This window comes from Roseomonas sp. GC11, assembly GCF_024437745.1.
Taxonomy (GTDB): Bacteria; Pseudomonadota; Alphaproteobacteria; order Acetobacterales; family Acetobacteraceae; genus Pseudoroseomonas.
In genome coordinates, this window is record NZ_JANFNY010000105.1 from 1 (window position 1) to 12,941 (window position 12,941).

A 12,941-nucleotide genomic window follows, 5' to 3' on the forward strand; every position below is an offset into this window, starting at 1 on the left:
TGAAAACCTGATTGTCGCTGCTCTCCACCATGCCCAGAACATGGGAACAGCATTCAAGCTCTAACAGGCCTTAATCTCCTTTCCCCCTGAAAAAGTCTTTTTGCTTCTTTTTCTTCAGGAAAAGAAGATTTTCTGCCAGTTTTTATACCCCCTTTATACGGCGCCGCCGCAACTCGCATGGCGCCTTTACGCGGTGCGCACCTAGCCTGCGGGGACTGCCCATGCCGCGTGCCTGGGCATGATCTCTGTCCTCTGCAGGATATGACCCCATGCTGGATATTTATCTGCTGGCCCTGGGCCTTGGCAGCTTCGCGCTGCTGGCCGGCTATGCCGCGGCCTGCGACCGGGTGTGAGCGCCATGCCGCTGGACCTTCTCCTGGGCGGCCTCGTCGCCGCCGGCCTGTTCTTTTATCTGCTGTGGGCCCTGCTGCGCCCCGAGGATCTGTGAGCCATGACCTTCCTCGGATGGGTGCAGATCGCCCTGGTCCTGGCGGCCATCCTGCTCACCGCGGTGCCGCTCGGGCGCCACATGGCGCGGCTGGCGGCGGGTGAGCGGACCTTTCTCCACCCCGTGCTGGCCCCGGTGGAGCGCCTGATCTACCGCGCCGCCGGGATCGACCCGGCGCGGGGCCAGGGCTGGAAGGGCTATGCCCTGGCCATGCTGGCCTTCAGCGCGGCGGGTTTCCTCCTGCTCTACGCGCTGCTGCGCCTGCAGGATGTGCTGCCCCTCAACCCGGAGGGCTTTCCGGGCATGGCGCCGCCGCTGGCCTTCAACACGGCCATCAGCTTCGTCACCAACACCAACTGGCAGGCCTATAGCGGCGAGGCGGCGGCCTCGTATCTCAGCCAGATGGCGGGCTTCACGGTGCACAACTTTCTTTCTGCCGCCTCGGGCATCGCCATGGCCTTCGCCGTGGCGCGCGCCTTCACCGGCGGCGGGTTGCACAGCCTGGGCAATTTCTGGGCCGACCTGACGCGCGTCACCCTCTACCTGCTGCTGCCGCTGTCCCTGGTGCTGGGGCTGGCCTTTGTCGCGCTTGGCATGCCGCAGACCCTCGCCACCCATGCCGAGGCGGTGACGCTGGAGGGCGCGCCGCAGAGCATCGCGCTCGGCCCCGTCGCCTTCCAGATCGCCATCAAGCATCTCGGCACCAATGGCGGCGGCTTCTTCGGCGTCAATTCGCTGCACCCCTATGAAGGCCCTTCCGCCCTGGTGACGGCCCTGCAGATATGGGCGCAGGCGGTGATCCCCTTCGGCCTCTGCCTGACCTTCGGGCAGATGGTGGGCAACCGGCGGCAGGGTGCCGTCCTGCTCGGCGTCATGCTGGCCTTCGTCGTGGCGGCGACGGCGGCGGTCTATGCCGCCGAGGCGGCGGGCAACCCGCTGCACCTGGCCGCCGGGCTCGACCCGGCGCAGGGCAATATGGAAGGCAAGGATCTGCGCTTCGGCCTGCCGCTGGTGGCGCTGTTCACCGCCACGACCACCGGCGCCTCCTGCGGCGCGGTGAATGCCATGTTCAGCAGCTTCACCCCGCTGGGCGGCTTCGTCCCGCTCTTCCTGATCCAGCTGGGCGAGGTGCTGCCGGGCGGCGTCGGCTCCGGCCTCTATGGCATGCTCGTCTTCGTGCTGCTCTCGGTCTTCATCGCCGGGCTGATGGTGGGGCGCACGCCGGAATTCCTCGGCAAGAAGGTGCAGGCGCGGGAGATCAAGCTGGCGATGCTGGCGGTGCTGGTGCTGCCGGCCACCATCCTGGGCTTCACCGCCGTGGCCATGGTGCTGCCGGCGGCCACCGCCTCGCTCGCCCATGCCGGGCCGCACGGGCTGACGGAAATGCTCTACGCCTATACGTCCGCCGCCGGCAACAATGGCTCGGCCTTTGGCGGGCTGACGGCGGATACGCCCTGGCTCGACGTCACGCTGGGCCTGGCCATGCTGCTCGGCCGCTTCGCCTATGTCGTGCCGGTGCTGGCCATGGCCGGCAGCCTCGCCGCCAAGGTGAAGCTGCCGGAGAGCGCGGGCACCTTCCCCACCGACACGCTGCTCTTCGCCGGGCTGCTGACCGGCATGATCCTCATCCTCGGCGGGCTGCAATTCCTGCCATCCCTGGCCCTGGGGCCGATCGCCGAGCATGTCGTGATGCTCGCCGGCCGGACCTTCTGAGGTGCTCCCGATGCCCGACCTTTTTTCATCCCCTTCGCATCAGGGGGAGGCGCGGCGCGGCCTGCGCGCCGCCTCCACCCTGGTGGACCCGGCCATCCTCTCCCGCGCCGCGCTGGACGCGCTGCGCAAGCTCAACCCGGTGGCGCTGCTGCGCAACCCGGTGATCTTCGTCACCGAGGCGGTCTCGGCCCTTGTCACCGCGCTGGCGCTGCGCGCGGCGCTGGCGGGGGAGCCCTGGCACTTCCAGGCCGGCATCGCCGTGTGGCTGTGGCTGACCGTGCTCTTCGCCACCTTCGCCGAGGCGGTGGCCGAGGGCCGCGGCCGCGCCCAGGCGGACAGCCTGCGCCAGGCGCGCGGCACCACCCGCGCCAAGCTGCTGCTGCGCGGCGATGACCGCAGCCTGTGGCAGCCGCGCTCCGCCGAGGAGCTGCGCGTGGGCGACCTCGTGCTGGTCGAGGCGGGCGACCTCATCCCCTCCGATGGCGAGGTGGTGGAGGGCATCGCCTCGGTGAACGAGGCGGCGGTGACGGGTGAGAGCGCGCCGGTGATCCGCGAGTCCGGCGGTGACCGCAGCGCCGTCACCGGCGGCACGCTGGTGGTCTCGGACTGGCTGGTGGTGCGCATCACCGCCGCCAGCGGCGCCACCTTCCTCGACCGCATGATCGCCATGGTCGAGGGGGCCTCGCGCCAGAAGACGCCCAATGAAATCGCCCTGGATATCCTGCTGGCGGGGATGACGATCATCTTCCTGATCGCCGTGGCGACGCTGGTGGGGCTGGCCTCGTGGAATGGCCAGCCGCCTTCCGTGCCGGTGCTGGCGGCGCTGCTGATCACGCTGATCCCGACGACGATCGGCGGCCTGCTCTCGGCCATTGGCATCGCCGGCATGGACCGGCTGGTGCGCTTCAACGTGCTCGCCACCTCCGGCCGCGCGGTGGAGGCGGCGGGCGATGTCGATGTGCTGCTGCTCGACAAGACGGGCACCATCACGCTCGGCAACCGGCAGGCGGCGGGCCTCATCCCCGCCCCCGGCGTGGGCGAGCGGGAACTGGCCGAGGCCGCGCTGCTCTCCTCCCTGGCGGATGAGACGCCGGAGGGCCGCTCCGTGCTGGCCTATGCGCGGGAGCGGCATGGCCTCACCGCGCCCGCCCTGCCGGAAGACGCGGTGATCGTGCCCTTCACGGCGCAGACGCGCCTCTCCGGCCTCGATCTCGCCGGGCAGCGCTACCGCAAGGGCGCGGTGGAGAGCCTGGCCGCGGCGCTCGGCACCGCGCTGCCGCCGGCGCTGGCCCAGGCGGCGGAGCGCATCGCGCGCCAGGGTGGCACGCCGCTCGCCGTGTCGCGCGATGATCGTCTGCTGGGCGTCATCGAATTGAAGGACATCGTCAAGCCCGGCATCCGCGAGCGCTTCGCCGCGCTGCGCCGCATGGGCATCCGCACCGTGATGGTGACGGGCGACAACCGCCTGACCGCCGCCGCCATCGCCACAGAGGCCGGGGTGGATGACTTCATCGCCGAGGCCAAGCCCGAGGACAAGCTGCGCTACATCCGCGAGGCGCAGGCGGAGGGCCGGCTGGTCGCCATGTGCGGCGATGGCACCAACGATGCCCCGGCGCTCGCCCAGGCCGATGTCGGGCTGGCGATGCAGACCGGCACCCAGGCGGCGCGCGAGGCCGGCAACATGGTCGATCTCGACAGCGACCCGACCAAGCTGATCGAGGTGGTGGAGATCGGCAAGCAGCTGCTCATCACGCGCGGCGCGCTCACCACGTTTTCCATCGCCAATGACGTGGCCAAGTATTTCGCCATCCTGCCGGCGATCTTCGTGACCAGCTATCCGGAATTGCAGGCGCTGAACGTCATGCACCTCGCCAGCCCGGAGAGCGCCATCCTCTCCGCCGTCATCTTCAACGCGCTCATCATCGTGGCGCTGGTGCCGCTGGCGCTACGCGGGGTGCGCTTCTCGCCCGTTGGCGCGGCGGCGCTGCTGCGGCGCAACCTGCTCGTCTACGGCGTGGGTGGCGTCATCGCGCCTTTCGCCGGAATCAAGATCATCGACCTGCTGCTGCAACTCCTGGGGATCGCCTGAGCCATGCTCGCCCTGATCCGTCCCGCCCTGGTCACGCTGGGCGCCTTCACCCTGCTCACCGGCCTCGCCGCGCCGCTGGCGATGACCGGTGTGGCGCAGCTCCTCTTCCCCGCCCAGGCCAATGGCGGCCTGATCGAACGCGACGGCAAGGTGGTGGGGGCCGCGCTGATCGGCCAGGATTTCACCTCCGCGCGCTATTTCCACCCGCGCCCCTCCGCCACCACCGAGCCGGACCCGGAGAAGGAGGGCGCGACGCGCCCGCATCCCTACAACGCCGCTGCTTCCGCCGCCTCGCAGCTTGGCCCGACCAGCGCGACGCTGCTGGAGACGCTGCGGGAACGCATCGCGGCCGAGGGCGCGGCTCCGGTGCCGGCCGATGCCGTCACCGCCTCGGGCTCCGGTCTCGACCCGCATATCAGCCCGGAGAATGCGCGCCGCCAGGTGGCGCGCGTCGCCGCCGCGCGCGGCCTGCCCGAAGCCCGCTTGCAAGCCCTCGTCGGAGCGATGATAGAGGGGCGCGAGCTCGGCCTTCTGGGCGAGCCTCGCGTCAATGTCCTGCGCCTCAATCTCGCGCTCGACGAATTCCACTGAGGATCGATCTCATGCGTCGCCTTGCCCCTGCTTTCTGTGCCGTCCTGCTGGCCGCCGCCCCGGCCGCCCAGGCTTTCGAGGTGGAGTCCGCCGGCCTCACCGTCACCGCCACGCCGGCCATCACCAGCGACTATGTCTCACGCGGCATCAGCCAGACGCGCGGCCGCCCTGCTGTCCAGGGCACGCTCGACATCCAGCACGAGAGCGGTGCCTATGTCGGTGCCTTCCTCAGCAATGCGCAGTTCCTCGGCAGCCCGTGGAATGATTCGCGCCAGGAACTGGATCTTCTCGCGGGCTATCGCTTCTCGCTCGGCGGGCTGAACCTCGATGCCGGCTATATCGCCTATCTCTACCCGGGCCAGGACAAGGCGCCGGGCACGCAGATCGGCGAGTATCAGGAACTCGCCCTGAAGGCGTCCTACACGTTGGAGCCGGCGAAGTTCCTGGCCTCCGTCTATTATTCGCCCAACTTCGCCGGGCGCTCGGGTTCGGCCTATTATCTGGAGGGTGGCGCCGATGTGACGCTGCCGCTGGCCTTCACCGCTTCGGCGCGCATGGGCTACCAGTGGGTTGACCGCAACACCGCTTTCGGCACGCCGGATTACCTCTCCTACTCGCTCGGCCTGTCGCGGGAGGTCTATGCCGGTGTCACCGCCTCGCTGGGCTGGTATGGCACGGATATCAGCAAGAAGGATTGCAGCCCCGCCGCCGGGCGCGCCGATGGCGGGCAGAAGGTCTGCGACAACCGCGTGGTGCTGACGCTGAGCCGCAGCTTCTGAAGTTTTTTTCAGTCTGGTGTCCCGCCTCAGGCCTGAGGCGGGACGCTGACGGGAAAAAGTTTTTTGGTTCTTTTTTCCAAAAAAGAACTTTTCTTCCTGTTTCTATTTCCCACTCACCTGCTGATCCAGCCATTCCCGCCCCTGCGCCGCCAGCACGGCCAGCGCCGCCAGGGGAGCGGAGAGGTCGGGCATGCTGCCCTTGGCGGCGCTGCTCTCTATCTGTGCCGCCGCCCGTGAAAGCCCCACCAGCCCGAAGGCCGCGGCGGCACTTTTCAGCGAATGCGCCTCCCGCCGCAGGGCTTCCACCGGGCCGGAGGCAGCGAGGACGGGCAGGCGTGCCATGCGCTCCTCCAGCTCGCGCAGGAATTCGGCGCGGATGGCGGAACAGCTTTCCTCGCCCAGCTCGGCGGCCATGTCGCGCAGCGGGCGGGGGTCGAATTCCGGCTGCGCGGGCGCGGCTGGGGCAGGCGTGGCTGGGGCGGGCGCGGCGCTTGCTACCCTGCCGCCCTGCCTGGCCAGCATCGCCTGCAGGGCGGCCAGCCGCAGCGGCTTGGTCAGCACGTCATCCATCCCCGCCTCGCGGCAGCGCCGGGCATCCTCAGGCAGGGCATTGGCGGTGAGCGCCACGATGCGCTGCCGGTCCAGCGGCGGCGGCAGGGCGCGGATGGCGCGGGTGGCGGTGAGCCCGTCCATTTCCGGCATCATCAGGTCCATCAGCACGAGGTCGAAGGGCTCCTGCTGGAGTGCCTCCACCGCCAGCCGGCCATTTTCCACCGGCCGGGCCGCGTGGCCGAGGCGCGCCAGCATGGCCAGCACCACCATGCGGTTGGTCGGGTCGTCCTCGGCCAGGAGGATGCGCAGCGGCGGGCCGGGCGCGGCCTCGGCCGGCGGCGGGGCCAGCGTCGGGGCCGGTGCGGCGGCGGCCTCGGCCGGGGCCAGCGGCAGGCGGAGCTGGAGGCGGAAGCAGCTGCCCGTGCCGGGCTGGCTGTCCACCGTGATCTGCCCGCCCATCTGCGCCACCAGCCGGGCGCAGATGGCCAGCCCCAGCCCGCTGCCGCCGAAGCGGCGGGAGATGGAGCCATCCACCTGCGAAAAATCCTGGAACAGGGCGGGCAGGGCGGCGGCGGGAATGCCGATGCCGCTATCCCGCACCGCCAGGGAGAGCATCAGCTTGTTTTCCTCCACCGGCACCGCGCGCAGGGTGAGGCTGACGCTGCCGGCCTCGGTGAATTTCAGCGCATTGCCGAGCAGGTTGAGCAGCACTTGGCGCAGCCGCCCGGCATCGCCCAGCACGGGGGGCGGCGGCGCCTCGGGCATGTCCAGCGTCCAGGCGAGGCCCTTGGCCTGGGCTCGGGATTCCAGCAGGCGGAAGGCTTCCTCGGCGACGCGGGCGGGGTGGAAGGCGGCCTGCTCGAAGGGCATGCGCCCCTGGTCCAGCCGGGTGAAGTCCAGCACGTCATCGACCAGCCGCAGCAGGTGGTCGGCCGCCAGTTGCAGCCGGTCCACCCAAAGGCGCTGCTGGGGGTCGAGCTGGCTGCCCAGCAGCAGTTCCGCCAGGCCGATGACGCCGTTGATGGGGGTGCGGATCTCGTGGCTCATCGTCGCCAGGAAGCGGGCGCGGCTGCGCAGCCCGGCCTCCGCCGCGTCGCGCGCCTCGGTCAGGGCGGCGGCGGCGCGGTGCTGGGCGGTGATGTCGGTGAAGGTGTGCACCACGCCGCCGCCGCCCAGCCGGCTGGCGCGCACCTCCAGCACCCGGCCGCCCTGGCGGGAGAGCTGGATCACCTTTTCCTCGCCGGGGGCGGGCAGGGGGGGCGCGCCGGGCCCGGCCAGCCCGGCCAGCCAGTCGCGGATTTCTTTCAGTTCCACGCCGGGGCGGGCGAGATCGGGCGGCAGGCTGAGCAGGCTGGCGGTGCGCGGGTTGGTGACGAGGACGATGCCGTCCGGCCCCGTCACCTGCAGGCCCTGGGAGATGCTGGCCAGCATGGCATCGAGCGCGCGGGCGGTCTCGCGCTGGCGCCGTTGCAGGGCGTGGGAGCCGAAGAGCAGCAGGAGGCCGAGCAGGCCGAGGGCGGCGGCCCCGCCCCCCACCAGCCTTTCATGCGTGTGGAGTTCGCCCGCCAGATATCTCTCCGTCCGCAGCACGGCGACGGTGAGGGGGAGGTCGGCCAGCCGGCGGAAGGCCATGAGGCGGTTGGCGCCGGCTTCCTCCGGCAGGCGCGCGGCGCCGCTTTCCTCCGGCCCCAGCCGGGCCAGCAGGGCGGCGGGGGCGGGGGCCTCGCCGGAGAGGCGCGCGGCCTCGAAGGGCGTGCTGGCGCGCACCGCGCCATCCTGGCCGAGCAGCAGCAGCGTCGTCTCGCCCTCCGCCCCCACCGCCTCGTAGAAGGCGGCGAGGCCGCGGATATCGACCGAGGCGACGATGACGCCGCCGAACCCGCCCTCGACCGTGGCGAAGCGGCGGGTGAGCTGGAGGGTCCAGCGCCCGGTCGCCCGGCCCAGCACGGGGCGGCTGATGAAGAGCGCATCCGGCCTGTCGCCCAGATGGACGCGGAAATGCTCGCGGTCGGAGAGGTCCATCCGCTGGGTGGTGGGCCCCACATTGGTGGCGCGCAGCAGGCCATCGGGGCCGATCAGCGCCACCTGCACGATCATTTCGTTGCGGAAGGAGGGGGATTGCGTCCAGGCGGAGAGGTCGAAGCTGTCCTGCTGGGATTCCAGGACGGTGCGCAGCAGCAGCAGGGTGCGGTCGAGGGCGCGCACCTCGCTGGTGAAATGCTCGGCGGCGACGCGGGCGAGGGTGGCGAGGTCCTGCAACTCGGCGCGGTAGGCCTGTTCGCGGTTCTGGCGCAGGTGCAGCAGGGTGGCGGTGCCGATGAGGAGGAGGCCGGCCAGGGCGGCGAGCAGCCAGGGCCAGGGCGGGCAGTGGCGCCGCCAGCCGCGCTGCGCGATGGGGGGAAGGGTGCCGGGCATCAGCGCAGCAGGCAGACCAGGGTCAGGTCATCGGCCGGGCCATGGGCGCCGCTGGCGGCCTGGGCCAGAGCGTCGGCCATGCCATGCGCGCCGTTGCCGCTGGCGAAGGCCGCGCCGCAGAGGTCGCGCACGCCCTCCTCGCCCAGCAGGCTGCCGCAGGCGGTGGTCGCCTCGCTCAGCGCGTCGCTGTAGAGCAGCAGGGCCTCGCCCTGGCGCCAGGTGGCCTGCCGCGTCTCGTAGCGGGCGCTGCCGGAGATGCCCAGCGGCAGGCCGCTGCCATCGAGCAGGCGGGTGCCGCCGCGGCCGGCCAGGACGGGGCTGGTATAGCCGGCGGCGGCATAGGCGATGGCGTCGCGCGCCACGTCGAGCACGGCATAGAACATGGTGGCGAATTGCCCGGTGCTGAAGAGCGGGCGCAGCCGGCGGTTCAGCCCCTCCAGGAAGAGGCCCGGCTCGTCGCGCGCGCTGCGGTCCTGGGCGAAGAGGGTGTGCAGGCGGAAGGCGTTGATGGCGGCGATGGTGCCATGCCCCACCACGTCGAGGGCGAAGAGGCCGAAGCGCGCGCCATCCAGCGGCCAGAGGCCCCAGAGATCCCCCGCCAGCTCGGCGGAGGGCAGGAAGCGCGAGGCGACGCGCAGGCCGTAGCGCGCCTCCATCTCGGCCAGCAGGGCGGGGCCGGGCAGCAGGGCCTCCTGCATCTGCCGCGCCGCCGCCAGCTCGGCATTGGTGCGCTCGGCGAAGTCGCGCAGGCCGCGGATGAGCTGGCGGTTGTGCAGGTGGCTGACCATGCGGGCGATCAGCTCCGCCTGGTGGATCGGCTTCAGGATGAGGTCGGTGGCGCCGGCGGCGAAGATTTCGGCGCGTTCCTCGGATTCCTCCAGCCCGGTCATGGCGAGCACGGGCAGCTCGGCCCAGCGTGGGTCCCTGCGCAGGGCGCGGCAGGTCTCGAAGCCATCCAGGCCGGGCATCAGGATATCGAGCAGGACGAGGTCGAAGCTGGCCTGGCCGAGGGCTTCCAGGGCCTGCAGCCCATCCTCGGCCAGGGTGATGTTGTGGAAGCCGGCGCGGCGCAGATGGGCGGAGACGAGGGCGCGCTTGGTCGGCGCGTCGTCGACGACGAGCAGGGCGGCGTTGCGCAGGGCTTCGGGCACGGCGGGCCCCGGGCTCATGCGCCGCCGGCCTCCGCCAGGGGGAAGAGCATGGCGAGGGTGCGGCTCTCCTGGCGCCATTCGCAGGATTCGGTCAGGCAGCGGATGAGGCCGAGGCCGCGGCCATGCGGGGGGGGTGGCGTGCCGAGGGGCGTGCCGGGGCGCGGGGCGTGCGGTGCGGCGGGGCCCTCCGGCAAGGCCCCGGACGGGAAGAAGCCCTGGCCGTAATCGCGCACTTCCAGCCAGAGATGGGCGGGCGGGGCGGGGCGGGCGACGACGACGACGGGGCGGTTGGCCCGCAGCGGGTCGCTCAGCCCGGTCTCGATCTTCTCCTGGAGCAGGCCGAGCCCGGCGAAGCTGCCGCGCAGCTCGCTGCCGAGGCCGAGATTGCCGTGCAGCAGGGCGTTGGTCAGCGCCTCCTGGAGGGCGATGTGGATATCCAGCCTGCGCTCCTGGCCGAGGCCCATGCGGTGGTGCAGCGCCTCCGTCACCAGGGGGGTGAGCGGCAGGCGCCAGGCCGTGATGGTGCGCAGCGCGAGGGCGAGCAGGGCCTGCTCGGGCAGGGTGGGGGCGGGGTCGCAGCCCGGTTCCACCAGCCGCCCGGCGGGGGCCAGCAGGGCGGCGAGGATCTCGGCCTCCTCCGGCGGCGGGGCGGCGGGGCTCACGGCTGGATGGTGAAGAGCTGGTTGAATTTCGACACGGTGAGGATGCGCGCCACCTGGCCGCGCGCGCCGCGCAGGATGATGCCGCGCCCGCGCTTCTCCGCCGCCTCGCGCGCCAGCAGCAGCATGCCGAGGCCGGCGGAGTCGATATAGTCGAGCCCGGCGAGGTCGAGCAGCACGGGCTGGGCGCCGGGCTGGTCCACCTGGGCCATCACCACCTGGCGGAAGGCGGCGTGGGCGTCGAAGGTGAGGGTGCCGGAGACGGCGACCTCGACACCGCCGAGGCCGGGAGTGAGCTTCACCTGCATGGGCGTCGTTCCATGGCGCTGTCCTTCCGCTGCGGTCTTTTCCCGCCCGGCGTTGCGGGGGGGGCCGCGTGGCTGCCGCCCGGCCGCCCGCCGGGCGGTGGTTCAGAAAAGCTCGATATCGCTGCTGGCGGGGGCGGCGGTGGGGGCGGCGCCATGCTCCAGCCAGCCGGCGAAGCGGTGCCGGACATCGCCCTGGTTGCAGGCTTCGAGCACGCGGGCGACGCAGTCGGCATCCGTGCGGGCGGCCTCGGTGCCGGGGGGTGGGGGGTGGGCGGCCATGGCGGCGGCGGTCGCGGCGGAGAGGGCCTCGGCCGCGGCGATCACCGTGCGCAGGCGGTTGCGCGTGCCCTCGGTGAACTGCATGCGGGCGGCGAAGGCGGCGATGTCGTCGGTGATGGCGGTGCCGGAGCTGGTCATGTCCTGCATCAGCGCGGCGACCTCGGCGCGGCGGCGCTGGAGCCCTTCCAGCATGGCGTCGAGCGTGGCCTTGGTGTCGAGGCTGGCGCTCATATCCACCGTGGCGACCTCGGCCATGCGGTGCCGGCTGCCTTCCAGCACGCGGCCGATGGCGGCGATCTCGGTGCGCATCGTCTCGGCCATGCTGCCGGTGGAGATGGCGAGGTCGCGCACCTCGTTGGCGACGACGGCGAAGCCCTGGCCGGCGGCGCCGGCGCGGGCGGCCTCGATTCGCGCGTTGAAGGCCAGCATGGTGGTCATGCGGTTGATGCGCTCGATATCGCCCACGCAGTGCTCGGCGCGGCCGAGATGGGCGGCGACATCGTCCAGCGCATAGACCATGACCATGGCCTGCTTGGACATGTCCAGCACGCGCTCGACCACGCCGCCGAGGGCGCCTTCCATCAGCCGCACCAGCTCGTCGAGGCTGATCACCTGATCCCCCGCCTCCAGGGTATCGACGAGGCGCAGCGTGCGCTCGAGCCGGTTGGTCTGCGCCTGGGCGCTGTCGGAGAGGCGCTGGAAGGCCTGGATCAGGCCGGAGACATTGTCCTCGACCTCATGGTTGGTGTCGGCGATCTCGGCGCAGATGGCCTGGAAGGCGCGGCGCTGGGTCTCGCCCAGGCGGTGCCAGCGGGCCAGCACGGCCTCGGCCTGGCGGCGGGCTTCCTCCGCCTCGGGGTCCGGGCCGGGTGGGGGGAGGGCGGCGGGCGGCGGGGGTGGCGTGGCGCGGCCGGAGGAGAAGGAGAGCCGCATCAGGCCGGGCATCCCGCGCCCCTGCCATGGCGCGCGGCGCCTGGAAGGGCTGCGCCTGGACGGGTTGCCTCAGGCCCGGCGGCGTCCTGGCCGGGGCTGGCCGGATGGTGCCGGGCATCCGGGCAGGCCCCCGGGACTGCCCCGCAGGCTGCACCGGGGAGCCAGCCCGCGGGCCGCGCCAGACGATCGGACATCGGTCTCTCCACCGCAATGCGGCGCTCATCCTAGGGAATGCTTCCTTAGAATTTCTCAAAAGCGTGAGGCGAGTGGCGCAGCGGCGGCGCCGGCGCTGGCGAGGCACAGGAAATCGCATTGCCGGTTGGCGGGCGAAAAACCGGCATGCCACAGTCCGCCATCCGCGCACGGAGCCGTGAGGCCCCGGCGCGGCGATCCGGTCGCGGCGATCCTGGCGGGTGCCTCCCGCCCGGCCCCGCGGGTGGGGAAGGTCCAGGGATGTTCAGATGAAGACTGCTCTGCTCGTCGATGATTCGCCGACCATGCTGATGACCATGGCCGGAATCCTGGAGCGGATGGGTTTCGCCGTCACCACGGCGGCCACGGGCGAGGAAGGCCTGTCCTGCATGCAGAAGGGCAGCTTCGCGATCGTCATTACGGACTACCACATGCCCGGCATCAACGGGGTGGAGATGATCAGCGCCGCGCGCAAGCTGCCGGCGGCGCGCTTCACGCCGATGCTGCTGCTGACCACCGAATCGGAGCAACGCAAGCGCGACGAGGCGCGTGCCGCCGGGGCGACCGGCTGGCTGGTGAAGCCTGTGGCGCCGGACAAGCTCCAGCAGGTCATCCGGCAGGTCCTGCCGGGCGCCTGAGGAATGCCCGGGCCGCAGGAGAGGGAGGAGGGAGGCATGCCGCGCGGGCCGGGCTGGCTGGTCTCGCCCTGGCTGGTGCTGCTGGGCCCCGCGGCGCTGCTGGCGCTGGGCGGCGCCGTGCTGCTGCGCGGCCCCGCGGAACCGCTGGCGCCCGCGCTGGTGGGGCTGCTGGTGGCGGCCGGGCTGGCCGGCAC

At 71.7% G+C, this 12,941-nt stretch carries 11 protein-coding genes; 6 read left to right on the forward strand and 5 right to left on the reverse strand.

Going from position 1 to position 12,941, the window contains the following annotated elements:
* Window positions 1-358 precede the first annotated feature (358 nt).
* Genes kdpF through NON00_RS21955 form a run of 5 tightly spaced genes read left to right on the forward strand, consistent with a single transcriptional unit; the run spans window position 359 to window position 5,620 of the window.
* A complete protein-coding gene (gene kdpF, locus NON00_RS21935; RefSeq protein WP_256024892.1) occupies window positions 359-448 on the forward strand; it encodes a K(+)-transporting ATPase subunit F in 90 nt (29 codons plus the stop codon).
* Window positions 449-451: 3 nt separating this feature from the next.
* Window positions 452-2,161 (forward strand): potassium-transporting ATPase subunit KdpA, encoded by a 1,710-nt coding sequence (kdpA, locus tag NON00_RS21940; protein WP_256024893.1) that lies wholly within the window; start codon window positions 452-454, stop codon window positions 2,159-2,161.
* A 10-nt stretch (window positions 2,162-2,171) separates the two neighbouring features.
* Window positions 2,172-4,250 carry a potassium-transporting ATPase subunit KdpB gene (gene kdpB / locus NON00_RS21945; RefSeq protein ID WP_256024894.1) on the forward strand — a complete coding sequence of 693 codons (2,079 nt, stop codon included), beginning with the start codon at window positions 2,172-2,174 and terminating at the stop codon, window positions 4,248-4,250.
* Window positions 4,251-4,253: 3 nt separating this feature from the next.
* Window positions 4,254-4,841, forward strand: a complete 588-nt coding sequence (gene kdpC / locus NON00_RS21950) for a potassium-transporting ATPase subunit KdpC (protein ID WP_256024895.1) — start codon at window positions 4,254-4,256, stop codon at window positions 4,839-4,841.
* A gap of 11 nt (window positions 4,842-4,852) precedes the next feature.
* Window positions 4,853-5,620 carry a TorF family putative porin gene (locus tag NON00_RS21955; RefSeq protein WP_256024896.1) on the forward strand — a complete coding sequence of 256 codons (768 nt, stop codon included), beginning with the start codon at window positions 4,853-4,855 and terminating at the stop codon, window positions 5,618-5,620.
* 102 nt (window positions 5,621-5,722) lie between these two features.
* Here the strand turns inward: NON00_RS21955 and NON00_RS21960 are convergent, their stop codons facing one another.
* The 5 genes from NON00_RS21960 to NON00_RS24850 form a co-directional block, all read right to left on the reverse strand.
* Window positions 5,723-8,587, reverse strand: a complete 2,865-nt coding sequence (locus tag NON00_RS21960) for an ATP-binding protein (protein ID WP_256024897.1) — start codon at window positions 8,585-8,587, stop codon at window positions 5,723-5,725.
* The gene (locus NON00_RS21965) at window positions 8,587-9,756 is read right to left on the reverse strand and encodes a PP2C family protein-serine/threonine phosphatase (RefSeq protein WP_256024898.1); all 1,170 of its coding nucleotides are present in this window, start codon (window positions 9,754-9,756) and stop codon (window positions 8,587-8,589) included. The genes NON00_RS21960 and NON00_RS21965 overlap by 1 nt, the downstream gene beginning before the upstream one ends.
* Window positions 9,753-10,400 carry an ATP-binding protein gene (locus NON00_RS21970; RefSeq protein ID WP_256024899.1) on the reverse strand — a complete coding sequence of 216 codons (648 nt, stop codon included), beginning with the start codon at window positions 10,398-10,400 and terminating at the stop codon, window positions 9,753-9,755. Before NON00_RS21970 ends, NON00_RS21965 begins: the two co-directional genes overlap by 4 nt.
* Window positions 10,397-10,705, reverse strand: coding sequence for an STAS domain-containing protein (locus NON00_RS21975; RefSeq protein WP_256024900.1), 309 nt, complete (start codon window positions 10,703-10,705; stop codon window positions 10,397-10,399). The genes NON00_RS21970 and NON00_RS21975 overlap by 4 nt, the downstream gene beginning before the upstream one ends.
* A gap of 102 nt (window positions 10,706-10,807) precedes the next feature.
* The gene (locus tag NON00_RS24850) at window positions 10,808-11,929 is read right to left on the reverse strand and encodes a methyl-accepting chemotaxis protein (protein ID WP_305123507.1); all 1,122 of its coding nucleotides are present in this window, start codon (window positions 11,927-11,929) and stop codon (window positions 10,808-10,810) included.
* A gap of 449 nt (window positions 11,930-12,378) precedes the next feature.
* On the opposite strand from NON00_RS24850, the gene NON00_RS21985 reads away from it, so the two are divergent.
* The gene (locus tag NON00_RS21985) at window positions 12,379-12,747 is read left to right on the forward strand and encodes a response regulator (protein ID WP_256024901.1); all 369 of its coding nucleotides are present in this window, start codon (window positions 12,379-12,381) and stop codon (window positions 12,745-12,747) included.
* The last annotated feature ends 194 nt before the right edge of the window (window positions 12,748-12,941 follow it).